The 21,004-nt window shown below is 61.0% G+C and carries 21 protein-coding genes; 13 read left to right on the top strand and 8 right to left on the bottom strand.

The window, feature by feature from the left end; translation table 11 throughout:
- The coding region (locus QRN48_RS23710; protein ID WP_285353696.1) for a hypothetical protein at positions 1-253 on the top strand (253 nt) is incomplete at its 5' end.
- Between the two features lie 201 nt (positions 254-454).
- Here the strand turns inward: QRN48_RS23710 and QRN48_RS23705 are convergent.
- Together QRN48_RS23705 and QRN48_RS23700 are read right to left on the bottom strand one after the other, a co-directional pair.
- A complete protein-coding gene (locus QRN48_RS23705) occupies positions 455-2,401 on the bottom strand; it encodes a putative bifunctional diguanylate cyclase/phosphodiesterase (protein WP_285353694.1) in 1,947 nt (648 codons plus the stop codon).
- Between the two features lie 174 nt (positions 2,402-2,575).
- Positions 2,576-3,085 carry a ferritin-like domain-containing protein gene (locus QRN48_RS23700; protein ID WP_037009954.1) on the bottom strand — a complete coding sequence of 170 codons (510 nt, stop codon included), beginning with the start codon at positions 3,083-3,085 and terminating at the stop codon, positions 2,576-2,578.
- A gap of 256 nt (positions 3,086-3,341) precedes the next feature.
- Between QRN48_RS23700 and QRN48_RS23695 the strand changes: the two genes are divergently transcribed.
- Positions 3,342-3,869: an aldo-keto reductase family protein gene (locus tag QRN48_RS23695; RefSeq protein WP_285353692.1), complete on the top strand. Its 528-nt coding sequence runs from the start codon at positions 3,342-3,344 to the stop codon at positions 3,867-3,869.
- Positions 3,870-3,908: 39 nt separating this feature from the next.
- On the opposite strand, the gene cyoD is transcribed toward QRN48_RS23695, so the two are convergent.
- The 5 genes from cyoD to QRN48_RS23670 form a co-directional block, all read right to left on the bottom strand.
- On the bottom strand, positions 3,909-4,247 hold the full coding sequence (gene cyoD, locus QRN48_RS23690) for a cytochrome o ubiquinol oxidase subunit IV (protein WP_285353690.1): 339 nt from the start codon (positions 4,245-4,247) through the stop codon (positions 3,909-3,911).
- A 1-nt stretch (position 4,248) separates the two neighbouring features.
- Positions 4,249-4,863: a cytochrome o ubiquinol oxidase subunit III gene (gene cyoC, locus QRN48_RS23685; protein WP_037009958.1), complete on the bottom strand. Its 615-nt coding sequence runs from the start codon at positions 4,861-4,863 to the stop codon at positions 4,249-4,251.
- A 2-nt stretch (positions 4,864-4,865) separates the two neighbouring features.
- Positions 4,866-6,839 (bottom strand): cytochrome o ubiquinol oxidase subunit I, encoded by a 1,974-nt coding sequence (gene cyoB, locus QRN48_RS23680; RefSeq protein WP_037009959.1) that lies wholly within the window; start codon positions 6,837-6,839, stop codon positions 4,866-4,868.
- Position 6,840: 1 nt separating this feature from the next.
- Positions 6,841-7,773 carry a ubiquinol oxidase subunit II gene (cyoA, locus tag QRN48_RS23675; RefSeq protein ID WP_285353688.1) on the bottom strand — a complete coding sequence of 311 codons (933 nt, stop codon included), beginning with the start codon at positions 7,771-7,773 and terminating at the stop codon, positions 6,841-6,843.
- 95 nt (positions 7,774-7,868) lie between these two features.
- Positions 7,869-8,129: a metallothionein gene (locus QRN48_RS23670; RefSeq protein ID WP_285353686.1), complete on the bottom strand. Its 261-nt coding sequence runs from the start codon at positions 8,127-8,129 to the stop codon at positions 7,869-7,871.
- A gap of 263 nt (positions 8,130-8,392) precedes the next feature.
- Between QRN48_RS23670 and QRN48_RS23665 the strand changes: the two genes are divergently transcribed.
- The 3 genes from QRN48_RS23665 (at position 8,393) to QRN48_RS23655 (ending at position 10,363) form a co-directional block, all read left to right on the top strand.
- Positions 8,393-8,704: a hypothetical protein gene (locus tag QRN48_RS23665; RefSeq protein ID WP_285353684.1), complete on the top strand. Its 312-nt coding sequence runs from the start codon at positions 8,393-8,395 to the stop codon at positions 8,702-8,704.
- Positions 8,705-9,268: 564 nt separating this feature from the next.
- Positions 9,269-10,051, top strand: a complete 783-nt coding sequence (locus tag QRN48_RS23660) for an OBAP family protein (protein ID WP_285353683.1) — start codon at positions 9,269-9,271, stop codon at positions 10,049-10,051.
- Between the two features lie 87 nt (positions 10,052-10,138).
- Positions 10,139-10,363 carry a DUF6555 family protein gene (locus tag QRN48_RS23655; protein ID WP_037009964.1) on the top strand — a complete coding sequence of 75 codons (225 nt, stop codon included), beginning with the start codon at positions 10,139-10,141 and terminating at the stop codon, positions 10,361-10,363.
- 363 nt (positions 10,364-10,726) lie between these two features.
- Here QRN48_RS23655 and galE read toward each other — a convergent pair whose 3' ends face one another.
- Positions 10,727-11,752, bottom strand: a complete 1,026-nt coding sequence (gene galE / locus QRN48_RS23650) for a UDP-glucose 4-epimerase GalE (protein ID WP_285353681.1) — start codon at positions 11,750-11,752, stop codon at positions 10,727-10,729.
- Positions 11,753-12,064: 312 nt separating this feature from the next.
- Here galE and QRN48_RS23645 point away from each other — a divergent pair, with 312 nt between their 5' ends.
- The 8 genes from QRN48_RS23645 (at position 12,065) to QRN48_RS23610 (ending at position 20,859) form a co-directional block, all read left to right on the top strand.
- Positions 12,065-13,234: a glycosyltransferase family 1 protein gene (locus tag QRN48_RS23645; protein WP_037009968.1), complete on the top strand. Its 1,170-nt coding sequence runs from the start codon at positions 12,065-12,067 to the stop codon at positions 13,232-13,234.
- Entirely contained in the window at positions 13,222-14,412 is a 1,191-nt protein-coding gene (gene glf, locus QRN48_RS23640) for a UDP-galactopyranose mutase (RefSeq protein WP_285353680.1), read from the top strand. Before QRN48_RS23645 ends, glf begins: the two co-directional genes overlap by 13 nt.
- Positions 14,409-15,614: a glycoside hydrolase family 1 protein gene (locus tag QRN48_RS23635; RefSeq protein ID WP_285353679.1), complete on the top strand. Its 1,206-nt coding sequence runs from the start codon at positions 14,409-14,411 to the stop codon at positions 15,612-15,614. The genes glf and QRN48_RS23635 overlap by 4 nt, the downstream gene beginning before the upstream one ends.
- Entirely contained in the window at positions 15,604-17,367 is a 1,764-nt protein-coding gene (locus QRN48_RS23630; RefSeq protein ID WP_285353677.1) for an ABC transporter ATP-binding protein, read from the top strand. The genes QRN48_RS23635 and QRN48_RS23630 overlap by 11 nt, the downstream gene beginning before the upstream one ends.
- A gap of 126 nt (positions 17,368-17,493) precedes the next feature.
- A complete protein-coding gene (locus QRN48_RS23625) occupies positions 17,494-17,988 on the top strand; it encodes a CinA family protein (protein ID WP_285353676.1) in 495 nt (164 codons plus the stop codon).
- Between the two features lie 95 nt (positions 17,989-18,083).
- On the top strand, positions 18,084-19,124 hold the full coding sequence (locus QRN48_RS23620; protein ID WP_285353674.1) for an SDR family NAD(P)-dependent oxidoreductase: 1,041 nt from the start codon (positions 18,084-18,086) through the stop codon (positions 19,122-19,124).
- A 24-nt stretch (positions 19,125-19,148) separates the two neighbouring features.
- Positions 19,149-19,370 carry a DUF2934 domain-containing protein gene (locus QRN48_RS23615; RefSeq protein WP_285353672.1) on the top strand — a complete coding sequence of 74 codons (222 nt, stop codon included), beginning with the start codon at positions 19,149-19,151 and terminating at the stop codon, positions 19,368-19,370.
- A gap of 142 nt (positions 19,371-19,512) precedes the next feature.
- The gene (locus tag QRN48_RS23610) at positions 19,513-20,859 is read left to right on the top strand and encodes an APC family permease (protein ID WP_285353670.1); all 1,347 of its coding nucleotides are present in this window, start codon (positions 19,513-19,515) and stop codon (positions 20,857-20,859) included.
- The last annotated feature ends 145 nt before the right edge of the window (positions 20,860-21,004 follow it).

Genomic DNA, 21,004 nt, shown 5'->3' with positions numbered 1-21,004 from the left:
AATCCGGTGTAGGAGCGCGCTTGCCCGCGATGCGGTGTGTCAGGCAACGATGATGCCGCTGCAGGAGTGCATTCGCCAGCAAGCCGGCTCCTACGGACGTCATTCCCCCACCGATACGTCATTCGCCGCATATCGCCCGTCCGCACGCATACCGCCGCCGATACGTCATTCGCCGCAGATCCGCGTATGCGCACTACCACCGATACGTCATTCGCCGCGTATCCCGCGTACGCACGCCGCCACCGGTACGTGATCCGCAGCGAATCCGGTGTAGGAGCGCGCTTGCCCGCGATGCGGTGTGTCAGGCAACGATGATGTCGCTGGAAGAATGCATTCGCCAGCAAGCCGGCTCCTACGGATTTTCGTGTCCGTCACGACTGCATGCTCACGCCAGCTTTTGTAGGAGCGCGCTTGCCCGCGATGGCGGCCTGTCGGGCGATGAAGATGCCGCTGCTTAAACGACCAGCGCCGCATCCCGTTCGGGGCCGACCCAGCTCAGCGTTTGTTCAAGGGGCATTGGCCGCGAGAACAGGTAACCCTGGACCAGCGTGCAACCGAGGCTGCGCAATGCCTGCAGTTCGGCCTCGGTCTCGACGCCCTCGCTGATGCACTGCAAACCCATGTCCTGACTCAACGCCAACAGCGACTTGACGATTTTGTAACTCGCCGGGTTCTGGTGGATATCGGTGACAAAGGTGCGGTCGATTTTGAGTTTGGTCAGCGGCAAGGCATGGAGCTGACTGAGGCTTGAATACCCGGTGCCGAAGTCGTCCAGCGAGATGCCGCAACCCAATTCCCGAAACGCATTGATCGCCCGTTGCGCTTGCACCAGGTCTTTGATAACTGCGGTCTCGGTGATTTCCAGGTCGAGCCGCGTGGCGTCGAAACCACTTCCACGGATGACGCCGATCAACTGCTCAACCGCCTCCATCGACGAGCAGTCGTGCGCCGACAGATTGAATGACAGGCGCACATCCACCGGCCATGACTGCGCGGCCTGCATGGCCTTGGCCAGCAGCGGCGGGGTCAGGCGGTTGACCAGGCCGATCCGTTCAGCCACGCCGATAAAGTGCCCGGGCGCCACGCTGCCCAGTTTTGGACTCATCCATCGGGCCAAGGCTTCGAAAGCCACGGTGCGCGAGGTGCGGATGTCGATGATCGGCTGAAACACCAGCGTGAACTCTTCCTCGACATTGGCCTGGCGCAGGCCCTGTTCGGTGAGCACATCGCGCTTGAGGCGCTGATGCTGACTGGCGGAAAACATGCACAGCTCCCCGGGCGTCTCGCGCTTGCTGCTGTACAAGGCGTAGTCGGCAAACTCATAACATTCGGTTGCGGTGCTCGCCAGGTCGGGGAACACCACCAGACCCATGGACGCGCTGATCGTCACCTGGATGTCACCGATGACGAAGGGCTGACGCATGGCCCGACACAGAGCCAGGCCTTGCTTGACCAGTACGCTTTCGGCGCCGGCGTTGACCATGATCAGGCCGAATTCATCGCCGCCCAGTCGAGCCACGTGGAGCTGGTCGCTGGCGAACGCCAGCAGACGCTCGCCCACCTGACGCAGCAGTTTGTCGCCCACGCCATGGCCGTAGGAGTCGTTGATCGGCTTGAAACCGTCCAGATCAATCATGCCGATGGCAAGCCGTGAGCCGTCTTCTCGCGCCTTGACCAGCTCGCGCTCGAGCATGCTGAAAAACTGCCGCCGGTTGGGCAACCCGGTCAGACTGTCTTCGTTGGCCAGGCGCTGATTGTCGTCGCTGAGTTTCTCGGTACGGATCTGCATGTTCACCAGCCGGGTGAACTCGCCGTAATGGTTTTGCAGCACCACGATCATCGCCAGCGAAACCAGAAAAACGTTGGCCGCCATGGCCGTGTAAGTGGCATTGCCGGCGGTGGCGAAGAACGCCACAAAGGCGATGTTGACCACCGCTGTGGTCATCATGGCGGAGGAGGGCAGATGCATCAGACAGAAGATGCAGACAATCACCGTAATTGCCATGTAGAAGGCCACATGTGACTTGGTGTAGGTGTCGCCATAGGGAAACAGCAGCAACGACCAGATCGTGAAACCGAATGCGATAAACACGGTGAGCTGGTTGGTGCGCGTCAGCTTTTTGTGGATTTGCTCGGTGGAAATACGCTGACCGCGGCTGTGCCACCAGATGCCGGCCCGCAGCCCGCCCACCAGGGTCAGCACCAGCGGGATGTACACCGTGAGCCAAGTGGGTGCCACTGCGTAGTGGGTGGCCGCCAGGGCGAGGGTGTTGATCAGCAGGATCACGTACATCATCGGAAGTTGTCTGGACAGCGCGATGTATTGCGCTTCCAGCAGGCGGGCGTTGGTTCGCGGAACGCTGACCAGCGCTTTCAATCGTTTAAAAGGCAGGAATTTCATAAAAAGGGACCCAACGCGCGCAACTGTAAATAAAGACAACGGCACCACTTGCAGCGCTGCAAAACGTTATGACTGTGTGTGGATATCGGCTGGCGGGCGTGTTTCTGTAGCCAAGGGCGGCGTCACGTGGGGCATCAGGCAAAACGCGGCCGCCGCAACGGCCGCGCGGTCAGGCTATTTTTTTGCTTCGGTGTTGGGTGCTTCCGAGCGGATCAGGAACGCCTCGGTGGTTTGCGGCAAATGCTCGAGTATCCACTTCGCCATGGCCTGCTCTTGCGGCAGGATCTTCTCGCACACCGCCTGGGTCTCGTGATCGCCCGCCGCTTTGGCTGCCGCGATCAGCACGGTGTACATCGCAATCTCGACGTTTTCGAACACATAGCCGGCCATCGAGCCTTTGATCACTTCGTCGCTCATCATCGAGCCGCCGACCGCCTGGCCGAACGCCATGAGCTTGCCGCCCAGGTCTTTCAGCGTCGAAGGACTCCCGCCAAGACGTGTCAGGCAGCCGTCGATCAGCTCCTGCTGCCCGAGGGTTTCCTTGATGTGCTGATCAATGCGGGCTTTCAGGTCAGGGTAATGCTCCAGGCGTTCCGACTGCGCCTTGAGCATCTTCTCGGCCTGCTGCTCCATTGCGTGAGCGTCGCGCAGCCAGTCGAGCAGGTTTTCTTGTGGAGTTGCCATGAGGTGTTCCTCTCGCTGTGAATGTATGGGGTTGATAGGCAGGTTCAGGCATGAGTTCCACCTTATCGAAGGCTTGAGGAATAAACGGTCAGTCGCCGATAAAAAGCCGAAAAACTGACCTTTTCAAGCGAAGCCGTGCCCAATGCAGCAGACCCGGTACAGGGGCGTGTGAGCGAGCGAAACCGTGAGCGCGCGAACCTACCGGCCGGGCTCCCGATGCTCACTTTCCCGATGCATTTTTAAAGGACGTTGAACGATGGTAATAGCCTGTCTGGGTTGGGGCTCATTGATATGGAAGTCGGACCCGCTGCCGATGGCCAGCGAGTGGTTCATCGATGGCCCATGGTTGCCGGTCGAATTTTCGCGAATCGGCGACGGCGGTGAACTGTCCACGGCGCTGTGCCTGAATGCACCGCCCTGCCGGGTGCTGTGGGCTGTTCTGGCAACGGATTCGCTGGAGCAGGCATGCAGCGCGTTGCGCGAGCGCGAGCAGATTCCGGCCGCGCGTGAAGATGGCATCGGCGTGTTCGTAACGAGCGGTTCTGCAACGGGGCCCCTGGCCCAGTGGGCCAGCGATCGCCAGGTGGATGCGATCATCTGGACGGCATTGCCGCCGCGCCTTCACACGGAGGGCCGGCTGCCTGCCTGTGAGGATGCGCTGGCGTACTTGCAGAGCCTTGCCGGTGAAGAACTTGAGCACGCTCGCGAGTACATCTGCCAGGTTCCGGCACAGATCGACACGCCGTATCGCCGTGCCATCCAGAAAAAGCTGGGGTGGAAGTAGCAGGCTGGAAGCCCCTGATCCCAGCCTTTACGACAGGCCCTAATGCGCCAGCATGTTGTGATGGATGCTGCTCATGATCCAGATCGACAGGCCGACCAGCAGCACGATGATGATTGCCGCAAACACCAGAGCAACCAGATTCCAGCGTTGTTCGGCAGCGGTGTCCAGGTGCAGGAAGTACTTCAGGTGAACGAAAATCTGCACCACTGCCATGACGATAATCAGCCATGCGGTCGCATTGCGCGGCAGCGAGGGGTACATCGTCATGGCAAACGGCACGATGGTCAGCACGACTGACATGATAAAGCCGTTGGTGTAGGAACGTTTGCTGCCGTGGCTGCTACCGGCGGAGCTTTTCACAGGGCTTTGGGTATACATCTCAAACCACTCCCAGCAAGTAAACGACAGTGAAGACGCAGATCCAGACCACATCGAGGAAGTGCCAGAACAGACTCAGGCAACTCAGGCGGGTAGCGGTCGTGGTGTTGATGCCCTTGCGCTTGACCTGCCACATCAGAATCGCCATCCACACCAGCCCGGTGGCGACGTGTGCGCCGTGAGTTCCGACCAGCGTGAAGAAGGCGGTCAGGAACCCGCTGCGGTCTGGCCCGTAGCCTTCCTGGATCAGATGATGAAACTCATTGATCTCCATGCCGATGAAGCCCAGGCCGAGCAGAAACGTCAGCCCCAGCCAGCGGATCACATAGGTGGGTTCGTCGCGATTCATCGCCAGCATGGCGTAGCCGTAGGTGATGCTGCTGAACAACAGCAACATGGTTTCGGTGAGCACATACGGCAGTTCGAAGATGTCGACGGTAGAGGGGCCGCCCGCAACGCTGTCGCGCAGCACCGCATAGCCTGCGAACAGCGTCGCGAACAGAATGCAGTCGGTCATCAGGTAGATCCAGAAACCGAAGACCGTCAATGACCCCGCGTCCTCATGCCCATGCTCCTGGCTGTGGGCAATATCCGTATTCAGCACACTGTTTGACATGGTTAGGCCTCCGCCAGTTGTTTAAGTCTTGCCTGCTCGATGCGCGCCACTTCCTCCGCTGGGACAAAATAGTCGGTGTCCTCGTCCATGCTGCGCACCACCAGGGTCACGACCGTGGCGAGCAGGCTGACAATCACCAGCCACCAGATATGCCAGACCAGGGCGAAGCTGCAAATGAAGGCAAACACGCTCATGACCAGGCCCGCCGCCGTGTTGCGCGGCATGTGGATCTGCCGGTAATCGGTGTGATTGAGGGTGCTGACGCCGCGCTCCTTGATCCCCCAGTAGGCGTCCAGATCATCCACCACCGGTTGCTCGGCGAAGTTGTAGAACGGCGGTGGCGAGGCGGTCGCCCATTCGAGCGTGCGGCCGTCCCATGGGTCGCCCGTTTTGTCGGCGTAGGCATGGCGGTTGCGTACGCTGATGAAGATCTGCAGCGCCTGGCTGGCCACGCCGCACAGAATGACCCCGACGCCGATGACCTCAACGATCAGCCAGGGACGCCATTCCGGATTGTCGAAGTGATTCAGGCGGCGCGTCATGCCCATGAAGCCGAGCACATAGGACGGCATGAACGCCAGGTAGAAGCCCACCAGCCAGCACCAGAAGGCAATGCGCCCCAGCTTGTCGTTGAGCCTGAAGCCGAACATTTTCGGGAACCAGTAAGTCAGCCCGGCCATGTAACCGAACACCGCACCGCCGATGATCACGTTGTGGAAGTGAGCGATCAGGAACAGGCTGTTGTGCAGCATGAAATCCGCGCCGGGCACCGCCAGCAAGACCCCGGTCATGCCGCCGATGCTGAAGGTCACGATAAAGCCCAGAGTCCACAGCATCGGCGTTTCGAAGCGGATACGGCCTTTGTACATGGTGAACAGCCAGGTGAAGATCTTCACCCCCGTCGGCACTGCGATGATCATCGTCATGATCCCGAAGAACGCATTGACATTGCCGCCTGCGCCCATGGTGAAGAAGTGGTGCAACCAGACGATGAACGACAGGATGGTGATCGCGATGGTCGCCCACACCAGGGAGACGTAACCAAACAGCCGTTTGCGGCTGAACGTGGCGGCGATCTCCGAAAAGATCCCGAACGCCGGCAAAATCAGGATGTACACCTCAGGGTGGCCCCAGGCCCAGATGAGGTTGACGTACATCATCGGGTTGCCACCGGCCTCGTTGGTGAACCAGTGCATGCCCAGATAGCGGTCAACCGTCAGCATGGCCAACGTCGCGGTCAGGATGGGGAAGGCGGCGAGGATCAGCACCGAGGTGCACAGCGAGGTCCAGGTGAAGATCGGCATTTTGAACAGCGTCATGCCCTGGGTGCGCATCTTGAGGATGGTGACGAAGAAGTTCACGCCGGTGAGCAGCGTGCCGATCCCTGATATCTGCAGCGACCAGATGTAGTAATCCACGCCCACCCCGGGGCTGTAGCCCAACTCCGACAAGGGTGGATAGGCCACCCAGCCGGTGCGCGCGAACTCACCGATGCCCAGCGACACGTTGACCAGCATCGCACCGACCACGAACAGCCAGAAGCTCAGCGCGTTGAGGAAGGGAAAAGCCACGTCGCGCGCGCCGATCTGCAGCGGCACCACCACGTTCATCAGGCCGACCACAAAGGGCATGGCCATGAAGAAAATCATGATCACGCCATGGGCGGTGAAGATCTGGTCGTAATGTTCGGGCGGCAAGTAGCCCGGGCTGCCGTCGGAGGCCAGCGCTTGCTGGGTGCGCATCATGATGGCGTCGGAGAAACCGCGCAGCAGCATGACCAGGGCGACGATGATGTACATGCAACCGATTTTCTTGTGGTCGACCGAGGTGAACCACTCGCGCCACAGGTAACCCCAGCTGCCCTTGAGGGTAATCCAGCCCACACCGCCGACGCCGATGATCATCACGATTGCCAGCGTGTACATCACGATGGGCTCGCTGGTTGGGATCGCTTCCCAGGTCAATTTCCCGAACATCTCAACGCTCCTTTGCCATCGTGTCTTCGGTTGTCATGGCGCCTGTCCCGGTGTCCGTCGGCTGAGCCTTGGCTTCACGGTTCTCTGCGGCTTTGCCCTTATTCATGCCTTCGTACTTGTCGACGATGGCCATGAACAGGCCCTGATCGACGTTCGAGTAGTACTCGATGCGATGGCCGATGGTGGGCTTGGCCAGCGTGTCATATGCGGTACGGTCCAGTTTCTGCGGCGAAGCTTTGACTTTGCTGACCCACGCGTCGAAGTCGGCCCGAGTGGTGGACAGGGTGCTGAAGTGCATGTCGGAAAAGCCCTGGCCGTTGTAATTGGCCGCGATGCCGCGAAACTCGCCGGTCTCGTTGGCGATCAGGTGCAGCCGGGTCTGCATGCCGGCCATGGCATAAATCTGCCCGCCGAGCGCAGGAATGAAGAATGACGTCATCGCCGCATCGGAGGTGATGGTGAAACTGACAGGCGTGTGGACGGGCAAGGCCAGTTCGTTGACCGTGGCGATGCCAAGATCCGGGTAGATGAACAGCCATTTCCAGTCCGTGGCGACCACTTGAACGTTCACCGGCGGCACATCGGAGTTCAGGGGTCGGTAGGGATCCAGTGCGTGGGTTGTCACCCAGGTAACGATGCCCAGAATGATGATGATCACCAGGGGCACGCCCCACACCACTGCTTCGATTTTGTGGGAGCTGGCCCAGCGCGGTTTGTAATCGGCTGACTTGTTGGTTGCCCGATAGCGGTACGCGAACAGAAACATCATGACGATCACAGGGATGACCACCAGCAACATGAGCCCGGTGGCCAAAATGATCAGATTGCGTTCGTCAATCGCGACCTGGCCTTTCGGGTTGAAGACAATCAGGTTGCAGCCCGATAACAACAAGGCCGATAAGCCGATGCACAAACAGCGCCTCACAGTTCCCATAGCGCTCAACTCCTTGCGGTTAATCCAGCGACGCGCTGTTTCGGCGTCGCCCTTAGCGGTTTGAATGCAGCTTTACGTTTCGTGTACAGGGCGGGTTACGGAGAGATCGGGTCACTTGCCGGGAAAGTCTCTTCTACCGCTTCGTCAAGTTGCGGCTCGCTGACGCCGGTTTGTTGTTCCTGACTGACCTCTTCGCAATGACACGCCGTATCAGGGCAAGGAGCACCCGCCGGGTGTTGATCGGCGCAGGCGAGACTGCAATAAGCTTCTTCATTGCGGGTAAATTTACTTTCTGGTGCGGCATCGCATGTGCACTTGGGGCACGCGCATTTTTGAGAACCAACAGGCGAAACCATAGGGTCTGTCCCCCTCGGGTAAGTGGTAGAAGCAACTAACAAGATGCCGGGAATGTGTAACAGCAATTAACGGTTTGGAATGAGGCGCTGCATGATGGTTTAACAACGCCAATGAACGGGTGACGAACGGCATAACTAACGAAACGGCAACTATTCGGGCTGACGGAACTTGGCCGTTTAAGCGACTGGCCGGAATCATTCTGCGGTGCTTTAGTCTGTAGAGTGAGTCGTTGCTTATTACCCTCTTTCCAAGGAGCAATTCCATGTTCAATCGCGGTGATGCCTATAACAACTGGACCCGGTCCCAGACACCTGACGAGTGCTACAGCGAGGCGGCAGAAAACGGTTGCCAGATAGAAGTCCGTGCGCGCGAAGGCGCCAGCGGCGTCGAGGTCCTGGTGTGCGTGTACGCAGCGGACGGCGAGCGTGTTGTGGAACGTATGGAAACGTTGTCACAGGACGAGTGGACGGTAGAGGACGCTCTGCAACGCGGCCGGGATCAGGCCGAACGGATTGCCGGAGGCGAATCCGGGCGCTTGCCATGCGCTGATACAGGGCAGCGTCAGACCGAATAGGGCTGTGAGAACGGGGAGGGCGCGACGCTCTCCTGGCAGGCCTGGTCGATCAGGCTTCCCGCTGTTGCAATGCCGGACTTTTTTAAATAGGCCAAAACTGGTGGCGTTTAGATATCAACTAACAGGCATCTCTCCGGCTAAAAATGGGCAACTAACGTTTTGGATGCTTTGTCAGTGATGCACATTACCTGCCCCCACTGGCCGTCAGCAGCCTTGGTCTAAATAACGGGACTCAATCATCCATCCATTCGAATACGTTGACTCGAATGTTCAGTGCTTAGTTGCACTAACCGTTTGAAGGGAGTTCCGGCCGTTCGTCCCTAAATTTCAAATATGTGATGAACATTCATATTTTGCTCACGGTCACCTTTAATACACGCCGCTCGGCGCGTGTGTGGAAGCGCTTACTTGAGTTATCGGGTACCGCCCCAGTTTTGTACGCGGCACGAAGCCGCCCTTGAAAGATTAAGGCCTCAATGATGGAGACTTACCATGCGGTTAGCGCCTGAACGCATGTTCCTTACCCGGTCGCGATGCCTGAGTTCCAGATTTGGAATATCGGTCATGTTGGCCTGTGTTGCACTCAGCGGCTGCGCGAGTGATGACACGCAATCCAATGTGCCCAGCCCGGGAAAACCCACCAGTGCCACCTTGAGCGTGCTGGACGCAGGTGCAGCTGTCCTCCAGTCCAGGCCGCCCATTGACGCCTTGAACGCCTACCTGGACGGATTCCATTTCTACAACGGCCATCCCGATGTGCAAATGGAAGCGCATCACTACTGCTCCGTGCTCAGCGAGTCGTTTATTCAGTGCGTCATCTACGACGGCAACGTTAAGGACGCCAAGCTGATGGGCGTCGAATACATCATCAGCGCCGAGCTTTTTGCGCAGCTGCCGGCAGGTGAAAAGCGTCTTTGGCACAGCCATGCCCACGAAGTGAAATCAGGCCAGTTGGTGGCGCCGGGCATCCCTGACACCGCCGAGCATGCGTTGATGGCCAAGCTCGCCAACACCTACGGCAAGACCTGGCATACCTGGCACACCGACCAGGACAAGCAGCTGCCGCTCGGTGTCCCGCAGTTGATGATGGGCTTCACGGCTGACGGCCAGGCCGATCCCGCCATGGTCGAGCAACGTAATCGGCGCATGGGCATCAGCACTGAACAGACGCGCGCTAATCGCGCCGATATCAAGGCCCAGCCGGTCCTTCAGGGCGCGGATGCCTGGCAGCGTGGGGATGCCGTGCAGCTGGCGGACCCGACCGGCCGCGAACATATCATGCAACCGCAAAAGCACTCGCCTACGGGCACCAACAGCCGATCTGCCGCCTCCCAGGCCGACCCCTAGCGCTCAGGCGTCGCCGACCGATGAGTGAGCCGTCCACCTTCTCTGGAAACCAACAATACGAATTGACCTGTGAATGAGATCGCGATCATGCAACATACCCAACACTACCGGATCGAGTACCTGTTCCACGGCAAGCCTCGATGGTTCTACGTGTGCGCAAAGCAGATGGACAATGCAGAAGCGTGGCACTGGGCAGCCGTCGACGCCGGCGTCGCCGACATCCCCAAATACCGGTGTGACAGGACCATCAAGTTGTCAAAACCCAAGGCCGAGCGGCTGGGCATAGATGCGGTGGCCTGGAAGCCGGCGTAAAGCACCAGATCCCGTGAGTTGTTGAAAATGAGCCGGTGCCACTGAAGGAGGTCAATATTCAGTGGCACTGGCTCTCACCCAATTCCCGGCTGAAGCCGGTCCCACAGAACAGATTCCCGGCTAAAGCCGGTCCTACAGAAGCAATTCCCGGCTGAAGCCGGTCCTACAGAAGCAATTCCTGGCTGAAGCCGGTCCCACAGAATAGATTCCCGGCTGAAGCCGGTCCTACAGAAGCACTTCTCGGCTAAAGCCAGTCCCACAGATTCGATTCTCGGAGTCCAGGACGGAGCGCTGTCCCTGTGGGACCGGCTTCAGCCGGGAAGGGGCCATGTCTGACCCCCCACCTCCGGACCCGCCCAGACGTCAGCTCACCAGTGTCGTAGCCTCTTCCTGATGCAGATGGCATTCCCAGCGCCAGGCGTCGGCCAGCATGCGGTCCAGTGAACGCCGCGCGCTCCAGCCCAGTTCATTGAGGGCCTTTTCCGGATTGGCCCAGCAGCGCGCAATGTCCCCCGCGCGACGGCCCTCGAAAACCAGCGGCACCTGCACCCCCGACACCTTCTCGAACGCCCGCACCACCTCCAGCACGGAATAACCCAGGCCCGTGCCCAGGTTCCAGATCTGTACGCCACGCTGGGTGCGCAGTGCATCCAGCGCCTTCACATGCCCTTCGGCCAGATCCACCACATGAATGTAATCGCGCACCCCGGTGCCGTCGGGCGTGTCGTAATCGCGGCCAAACACGCTGAGCGCTGCACGCTGCCCGCTGGCGACCTGCAACAAGTACGGCAGCAAATTGTTCGGTGTGCTGGTGGGCGCTTCGCCCAGCAAGCCGGACTTGTGCGCGCCGATCGGATTGAAATAACGCAGCAGCCCGACCGACCAGCGTTCATCGGAGCACACCATGCTCTGCATCACGTTCTCGGCCATCAGCTTGGACTGACCGTAAGGGTTGGTCGGCTGCCCGGTGGCGCAGGTCTCATCAATGGGCATCGTTGCGCAATCCCCGTAGACCGTGGCTGACGAGCTGAAAAGCAGATTGAACACCCCGGCATGGGCCATGGCCTGGCACAACGTCACCGTGCCGCCGACATTGGTGTCGTAGTAACGCAGGGGCTCGCGGACGCTTTCGCCGACCGCCTTCAGGCCCGCGCAGTGCACGACGGCGTCGATGGGGTAGTCGGCGAATACCGTGTCCAGCAAGCCGCGATTGCGCACATCGCCCTGGATGAACCCCGGGCGACGGCCACTCAGTGTAGCGATCCAGTCGAGCGTCGAGCGGTAACTGTTACAAAGGTTATCCAGGATCAGCACGTCATCGCCCTGTTGCATCAATTCCAGCGCTACGTGTGCGCCGATGTAGCCTGCACCGCCCGTAATCAAAATCATCTGTAACCCCCGAACTGACCCCCGGCGACCTGTGGCCGGACCTCCTTTTATGGGCTTGCCGAGCTAAAGCCAGCTCGAGAAAACCCGTGTCTGTCAGGGTTATGGGGATGCAGATGACGGGGAGTTCCACCGTCTTGAACCACCGGTACGTGCTGTTCATCGGCAAAGCGTTTGCGCAGATGAACGGGGCGGTCAGGGGCGACTTCCAACTGCATGAGCCGCGCAAACAGATCACTGACTGCCGCGCGCTCTTTCGACGTTGAAGCCAAGGAAGTGATGGCCCACAACAGCCCATCCCAGAAGGAAGACGCCATGAATCTTGCCGAACAACCTGACTCTTTATCCGCCGTCGCGATTGACCACCCACTCCACTCCCACCCGCAAACCCGTCCGACGCTGCTGTGCCTTTCGCACCTGCGCTGGGGGTTCGTGTACCAACGGCCTCAGCACGTGATGTCGCGCCTGGCGCAGGACTACGACGTGATCTTCTTCGAGGAGCCGGTGTTTGACGACCACGCCACGCCGCATCTGGATCATTCGCAGCCGGCGCCAGGTATCGAAGTCGTGGTGCCGCGCCTTGCGCATGGCTTGAGCGAAGAGCAAGTGGCCGACGCGCAACGCGCATTGCTGGATGAGCTGCTGCAATCCCGGGGCGCGGGCGAGTTGCTGCTGTGGTACCTCACTCCCATGAGCCTGGCGTTCACCGATCATCTGAAGGGCGCGGTGACCATTTTTGACTGCATGGACGAACTGTCGGCCTTCCGGGGTGCGCCGCCGCGTCTGGTGGACATGGAGCGCCAGCTGATGACCCGCGCCGACGTGGTGTTTACCGGTGGCTACAGCCTGTGGGAAGCCAAACAGCGTCAGCATGACAATGCGCATCCGGTGCCGAGCAGCGTTGACATTGAACACTTCGCCGCTGCCCGCCAGGGCCTGCCGGAACCCGCTGACCAGGCGGCCATTGCGACTCCGCGGCTGGGATTCTTTGGCGTCATCGACGAGCGCTTCGACATTGATCTGGTGGCGCAACTCGCGGCCCAACGTCCGGACTGGCAAATCGTTCTGATCGGGCCGGTGGTCAAAATTGACCCGGCGACGCTGCCCAGGCTGCCCAATATTCATTACCTCGGGGGCAAGCGCTATGAAGAACTGCCGGCGTATCTGGCCGGCTGGGACGTCGCGCTGATGCCGTTCGCGATCAACGAGTCCACGCGCTTTATCAGCCCGACCAAAACCCCGGAGTACCTCGCCGGCGGTTGCCCCGTGGTGTCAACGCCGATCCATGACGTCATCCGTGGTTACGGCCAGAGCGGCGCAGTCACCATCGCCGACACCGCCAGCGCGTTCGTCGCCGCCATAGAAGCTGCGCTGGGTCAGAAGGGCTCGGCGGATTTCCTGCGCAGCGCCGATGCCGCCCTTGATGGCATGTCGTGGGATAAAACCAGCCGTTTCATGAAGGAGCAGATCGAATGCCTAAGATAACCCTAGAACAGGCCATCAGCGCCTCGTCGCGCGCGCCCCATGACGGCTACGACTACCTTATCGTCGGCGCCGGTTTCGCCGGCAGCGTGATCGCCGAACGGCTGGCGGCGGGGCTGGGCAAGCAAGTGTTGTTGATTGACCGGCGTGAGCACATTGGCGGCAATGCCTACGACCATCTGGACGATGCCGGCGTGATGGTGCACCGCTACGGCCCGCACATCTTCCATACCAACGCCCAGCGGATTGTCGACTACCTCTCGCAATTCACTGAATGGCGTCCGTACGAGCACCGCGTCCTGGCGAGAGTAGACGAGCATCTGGTGCCCATCCCGATCAACCTGACGACCCTCAACACACTTTACGGGTTGTCGATGACGTCCGAAGAAGCCGAAGTATTTTTGGCCGAGCGTGCAGAACCGGTGTCAACGATTCGCACTTCTGAAGACGTCGTCATCAACCAGATCGGTCGCGAGCTGTACGAGAAGTTCTTCCGCGGCTACACCCGCAAGCAGTGGGGGCTGGACCCGAGCGATCTGGACAAATCGGTGACCTCGCGCATTCCCACGCGAACAAACGAAGACGATCGCTACTTCACTGACACCTTCCAGATGATGCCGCGTGAGGGCTACACGCACATGTTCGAGCGCATGCTCGATCACCCGAACATCGACATCCTGCTCGACACCGATTTCAAGGCCGTGCGTGAATCGATTGCCCACCGTCACCTGATCTACTGCGGGCCGATCGACGAGTACTACGATTTCCGTTTCGGGCGCTTGCCATACCGCTCGCTGCGCTTTCAGCACGAGACGGTGCAGCAGGCCGAGTACCAGCCGGTGGCGGTGGTCAATTTCCCTGACCAGAGCGTGCCCTATACACGCATAACCGAATACAAGCACCTGACCGGGCAGACCCACCCGCTGACCAGCATCAGCTACGAGTTTCCCTGTGACGACGGCGACCCGTATTACCCGGTGCCGCGCCCGGAGAACGCCGAGCTGTACAAACGATACAAGGCTCTGGCTGACGAGACGGCAAATGTCACGTTCCTTGGACGCCTGGGTACCTACAAGTACTACAACATGGACCAGGTGGTCGGTCAGGCGCTGGCCCTGTATCAGCGCATCGGAGACGGCCATGCGGTTGCGCCCGAGGCCGCCGGAGCAACGGCGTCATGACGGTACAGCGCCGCTGGGACGGCAGTCATGGCGCTGGCGACAATGGCGCGCTGTTCAAGAGCTTCCTCATGGCCGGCTATGAGTGCTCGACCCAGCGCCGCAGGGATGGCAGGCGCCTGGACTTGTCGGCGTCGACCGGTCATGCGCAGTGGGCTGACAGCGATTATGCGCAGCTTGCCGGCCTGGGCATTCGTTGTGCCCGGGACGGGTTGCGCTGGCACCTGATCGAGCCCCGTCCCGGCCATTATGACTGGAGCAGCTTCCTGCCGATGTTGCGGGCAGCTCGAGGTCGAGGCGTCCAGGTCATCTGGGACCTGTGTCATTACGGTTATCCCGACGATGTCGATATCTGGCGCCCCGGCTTCGTTGACCGCTTCGCGCGCTTCGCTGGGGCGGCTGCGCGGTTGATGAAGGAGGAGGGCGAGGACGTGCCGTTTTACTCCCCCATCAACGAGATGTCTTTCTGGAGCTGGGCGGGTGGGGAAGTCGGCTACTTCAATCCTGCAGCGCATGGGCGCGGCCTGGAACTCAAGCACCAGTTGGTGCGGGCCAGCATCGCCGCCATCGAAGCCGTGCGCGATGTCGTGCCGGCGGCGCGCTTCGTCCAGTGCGATCCGCTGATCAACGTGGTCTCCGGTTCCCGACGTGCCGAGGACCAGGAGGCCGCCGAGCGGTATCGCCTGGCGCAGTTCGAGGCCTGGGACATGCTGGCCGGGCGGCAGTGGCCGGGGCTGGGCGGTGACGAGAAGTACCTGGACATCCTCGGCGCCAACTTCTACCCGCACAACCAGTGGGTGTTCAACGGCGGCATGATCCCGCGGGGCAGCGCCGAGTACCGACCGCTGGCGGGCATGCTCAAGGAGTTGCACCAGCGCTACCAACGCCCGGTGTTGCTGTCTGAAACCGGCTGCGAGGACGAGGAGCGTGTGCCGTGGTTCAAATACGTCGTTGATCAGGTGCTTCTGGCCATTGATCGAGGCGTGCCCATGGAGGGCGTCTGCTGGTATCCGTTTCTGGACTACCCCGGCTGGGACGACGGGCGCTACTGCCCGACCGGCTTGTTCGGTTATCCCGATGGCGAGGGCAAGCGCGCGGCGTTTCATCCGTTGCACTTGCAGGTCCAGGCGCTGCAACAGCGATTGATGGCCCACGCACAGCGTGATATCCGCCCGGAGCCTGCGGGAGTGGCCGATGAAAAATGACCGATGGCGCGAGTGTCCTCTGCCGTTGACGCCTATAGCGTTTTTGTGGCGCTACGTGCGTGTGCGCCCGTGGCATTTTTCGACCATGCTGTTTCTGGTCATCGGGGCTGCCGGCTGTGCGGTTGCGGTGCAATACGGGATGAAACTGCTGGTGGACGCCATGGCCGCCGGCAGGGAACACGTCGCCCATGTCTGGGGCCCGTTCACGCTGTTCCTCGCGCTGATCGTGACCGAGAACGTGTTCTGGCGGTTGGGCGGCTGGCTGGGCTGCCGAACCGTGGTGGGCAGTTGCGCAGATTTGCGCATCGACCTGTTCACCCACCTCACCGGTCACCCGATGCGTTACTTCACCCAGCATTTCGCCGGGGCGCTGGCCAATCGCGTGTCGTCAGCCGGCGCGGCGGCGGGTTCCATCTACGGAGGGCTAGCGTGGAAGATCATTCCGCCCTGCGTGGACTTCATCGGCGCGGTGATCGTGCTGTGTACGGTGCGGCTGTCCATGGCCCTGGCGCTGATTGTCTGCGTGCTGCTGGTCGCTGCGCTGATCACCGTGATCGGCATTCGCGGGCGTACACGGCACATCGATTTCGCCTCGCAGTCTGCGCGGGTGGGGGGGGAAATCGTCGACCTGGTGTCCAACGTCTGGACCATCAAGGCGTTCTCGGGACGCGACCGCGAGCGCGCACGGCTGGAGCGGGAGATCGGCGTCGAGGCGCGCGCCCAGCGGCGCAGCTGGATTTACCTGGAGAAAGCCCGCGTGCTGCATGACATCTGCCTGTCGGTGATGGCGGGCGGCATGCTGGGTTGGGCGATATTGCTGTGGCTCGATGCACAGGTCACGCCCGGCGACGTGGTGATGGTCAGCGCGCTGACGTTTCGCATCCTGCACGGCTCGCGTGACCTGGCCCTGGCGTTGGTAGACACCTCTCAGCAAATGGGCGTGATTGCCGAGACCCTGAACATCATCGCCCAGCCCCATGCCCTCAGTGATACCCGCGAAGAGCTGGCACCGCCGCTGGGCCACATCCAGCTAGTGGACGTCGGTTACCGTTACCCTGGCGGCGTGCAGGTGTTCAGGCACCTGCGAGTGGACATCCCGGCCGGGCAAAGCGTGGGCATCGTCGGCGCGTCGGGCTCCGGCAAATCGACGCTGATCAGCCTGCTGCAGCGTCTGGACGACGTCAGCAGCGGCGCAATCCTCATCGACGGGCGCGACATTCGTTCGGTTAGCCAGGACAGCCTGCGTCGGCAGATTGCCGTGGTGCCCCAAGAGCCTGCCCTGTTCAACCGCAGCATTATGGAAAACATCGGCTACGGCTCGCCCCACGCCACGGAGGAGCAAATCATCGGTGCGGCGCGGCAAGCCTATTGCGACGCGTTCATCCGCGCGCTGCCCGAAGGCTATCGAACCCAGGTGGGCGAGCGCGGGGTGATGCTGTCGGGCGGTCAGCGCCAGCGACTGGGGCTTGCCCGTGCGTTCCTGAAAGATGCGCCGATCCTGATTCTCGACGAAGCCACTTCGGCGCTGGACTCCGATTCCGAGACCATCATCCAGAGGGCACTGACGGATCTGATGCGCGGCCGCACGGTGCTTGCGGTGGCGCATCGGCTGTCGACCGTCTCGAATTTCGACCGCGTTCTGGTGCTGGACGCCGGGCGTCTGATACAGGACGGCGCTCCGCGTGAGCTGCGCGAGGTCCCCGGTCAATTCCGCACGCTGTGGCAGCTACAAAGCATGAGCGTGCACAGCTGAACAGCTCTGCGCGCTCGCGATGCCTTTCATCCGCTGGCTCGCGGGTCGTCGCAACATGACGCGGCGAGCAGAATCCACAGAGCGTCACCCAAAGGAAAATCTCAACGATTCTCAGGAGTTTGAACAATGTCTGCCGAATCCGTTTTGGACTACTTGCGCGACCATTCCCTGATGCTGGCCACGGCCGAATCCTGCACCGCCGGGATGATCATGTCGTTGCTGGCCAAAGTGCCGGGCAGCGGTTCGCTGATTGAATGTGGCTACGTGGTCTATTCCCCGGAAGCCAAGCAGCGCCTGCTCAGCGTCAGCCCGGACACCATCGAGCGTTACAACCTGACCAGCGTGGAGGTGGCCGAAGAAATGGCCGCCGGCGCATTGCGTGACAGCCCTGCGACCGTCGCCGTGGCCACCACGGGCGTGTGCGGGCCCGACGACATGGACGGCATCCCGGCAGGTACGGTGTGCTTCGCCTGGGGCTTCGTTCACCAGGAACGGCTGCGTATTTTCACCCATCGTCATGTCTTCTCCGGCGACCGCGAGTCGGTGCAGCAGCAGGCCGCCGTCTATGCTTTGGAACAGGTTCCGGTGTTTCATCGACAGTTGGTGGAAACACGGCACTGAACCGGACCGTTCATCGCACCGTGAAGCGGTAGGGACAAACCTTCGTCAGCGCCATTGAGTCATCCATTAAGGATCCTCAATCGGAAAAGACTGCGATGCGAACATCACCTCTTCTTGTTCTGCTGGCCGTGCCTGCGGCGCTCCTGCTTCTCTCCGGGTGCGCCACACAAAGCCTGAATGAAAGCGAACGCAACCGGCTGGTGGGCAAAACGTTCGTCGTCACCGGCGCGTCCAGCGGTATCGGCCGAGGCGTCGCGTTGCAACTGGGCCGCAGCGGGGCCAACGTGGTCCTGGCTGCGCGCCGCACCAAGGCCCTTGAAAGCCTGGCCCGGGAGATTGTCGTTGCCGGCGGTACGCCCCTCGTCGTGACCACCGACATCTCCAGAACCGAAGACATGCAGCACTTGCTGAATGCCACGCTTGAGCGATTTGGCCGCATCGATGGCTGGATCAACAACGCCGCGGTCATGGCGACCGGGCGTTTCGAGGACATTCCCCTGGAAGACCATCAGCGCCTGCTCGACGTCAACCTGAAGGGCACGTTGACCGGCAGTTACCTGGCGATGCGTCAGTTCCGCAAACAGGGCGAGGGCGTGCTGATCAATGTCGCTTCCATCGACAGCGAAGTGCCGCATACCTATCAGGCCTCCTACTCAGCTTCCAAGGCCGGCGTGCTGAGTATGGGTCGTGTGCTGAACCAGGAACTGCGTTTGAACAAGGAGCGCGACATCCATGTCGTGACCGTGATGCCGTGGGCGATCGACACGCCCATCTGGGACCACGCCGCCAATTACACCGGCCACCAGCCGCAGATGCCCACCATGGACGGGCCGGAGAAACCGGTAAACGCCATCGTTCGCGCCACGCTGTACCCACGGCGGGAGATCACGGTGGGCTACAAGGCCAAGCTGGCGTACTGGAGCCATCGCCTGACCCCCGAAATCAGTGACCTTTTCTCGCGCCACGCCGTGCAGAAAGGCCAGGTCGACATGAACCCGCAGGTGCCACCGACCTCCGGCAACCTGCATACCCCCGTGGAGACCGGGCAAGGGGTTTCCGGCGGTATCCGCGAGCGGATGCGTGAGCAAAGTGAACACAGTGAGCAACCGCAAGCGCAGACAGGCGCTGCGCGATAACCCATGCACTTGGAGGGCGAGACCATGATCGACGATGCTAAAATCCGTGAACGTGCCTACGAGCTATGGGAGCTTGACGGGCGACCAGAAGGTGCCGAATACAGCCACTGGCTGCAGGCGCGCGAACAGCTTGAATCAGAAGCCCGCCAGCCTGCGGCGGCCAATACGCTCGACTCGGTTGGCGGCAGCACCGAGAGCGGGATCCCCGAGCTGCCGGTGGACCAGGGCACTCACGCGGAGCAGTGAGGCCGTAGCGTGCGCCGTGTCTCGCGGCGCACCCGGTTGAATTTTTCCGGCCTGCGGCGATCTTTCGATGGAGCAGTGTAGCGGCGCTGCTCCAGCGACCCACATTTTCCCGAGCAACCTCGCTGCATAGCCGGAGCACACCATGACATCACATCAACACTCGCCGAGCAGGGCGCTAAAGCGCGCGGTCACCGGGCCCATGCTCTTGCTGTTCATTCTGGGCGACGTGCTGGGTGCCGGGGTCTATGCGTTGGCCGGGACCATCGCGGGCCAGGTCGGTGGCGCGATCTGGGTGCCTCTGCTGATTGCGCTGTGCTTTGCCATGCTCACCGCAGGTTCATACGCGGAGCTTGTGACCAAATACCCTCACGCAGGCGCCTCGGCGGTGTTTGCGGGCAAGGCGTTCAAGTCGCCATTGATTTCATTTTTGATCGGGTTCTGCATGCTGGCTGCCGGTGTCACCAGTGCGGCCGGCCTGTCCCTGGCGTTCGCCGGCGACTACATGGCGCCGTTCATCCAGCTGCCTGCCCACGTTGTGGCGTTGATCTTTCTGGTCGTCATTGCGTTGCTCAACGCCCGGGGCATCAAGGAATCGTTGTCCGCAAATCTGGTGATGACGGTGATCGAGGTGTCGGGCCTGCTGCTGGTCATCGTCGCCGCCGTCTGGTTTTTCCAGACCGGTGAGGCGGATATTTCCCGAGCCGTGCAGTTCAAGGAGGGAATCAACCCCGCGTACGCCGTGTTGGGCGCGGCGCTGCTGGCGTTCTATTCGTTTGTCGGTTTCGAGACGTCGGCGAATATGGCCGAAGAGGTGCGCAACGTGCGCAAGGTGTATCCCCGTGCGCTGTTTGGCGCGCTGTTGATCGCCGGGGCGATTTACATGGGCGTCGGGGTTGCTGCGGCGGCGGTAATGCCAATCGACCAGCTGATGCATTCTTCGGCGCCGCTGCTGGAGGTGGTGAAGGCTTCGCACCTGGGTATTCCGCCACGGCTGTTCGCTTTTATCGCGTTAGTGGCAGTGGCCAACGGCGCGCTGCTGACCATGATCATGTCGAGCCGGCTGGCCTATGGCATGTCCCGCCAGGGCCTGCTGCCGCACGCGCTGTCGAAGGTGCTGCCTGAACGTCGCACACCCTGGGTGGCGATCGTCGCGACAACGGTGGTGGCGATCATTCTGACGCTGACCGGCTCCCTTGCTACGCTGGCGGAAACCGTTGTCCTGCTATTGCTGTTCGTGTTTATCAGCACCAACCTGGCAGTGTTGATTCTGCGTCGCGACCACGTCGAGGCCGATCATTTCAGAGTGCCGACCTGGGTGCCGGTGCTGGCGATCGTGTCTTGCCTGATTCTGCTCACACAGCAAAGCGCTGAAACCTGGCTGCGCGCAGGCGTGCTGATACTGGTGGGCGTGGCGTTGTATTACCTCGCGCGAGTGGATGGAACCCGGCCTGCTTTCAACACGCAGTTGGTGGAGGGTGAAGCCGAATAATCTCCGACCCCTGGGTAGTGGGTCGAACGGTGGCGCAATGCCGCCGTGCTGTTGCAAGGCTTGTGCGACGTTAAGGCGTGGTCCGCAGGCCCGGATAAGTGAAGTCACGGAAGCGCCACACGCCATCCTGCGCAGGGAGTTGCGC

Origin of the sequence: Pseudomonas sp. ME-P-057 (assembly GCF_030208975.1) — a bacterium.
Classification (GTDB): domain Bacteria; phylum Pseudomonadota; class Gammaproteobacteria; order Pseudomonadales; family Pseudomonadaceae; genus Aquipseudomonas; species Aquipseudomonas lutea.
Note: the sequence above shows the minus strand (reverse complement) of the source record. Positions and strands in the feature narration are given on the sequence as shown.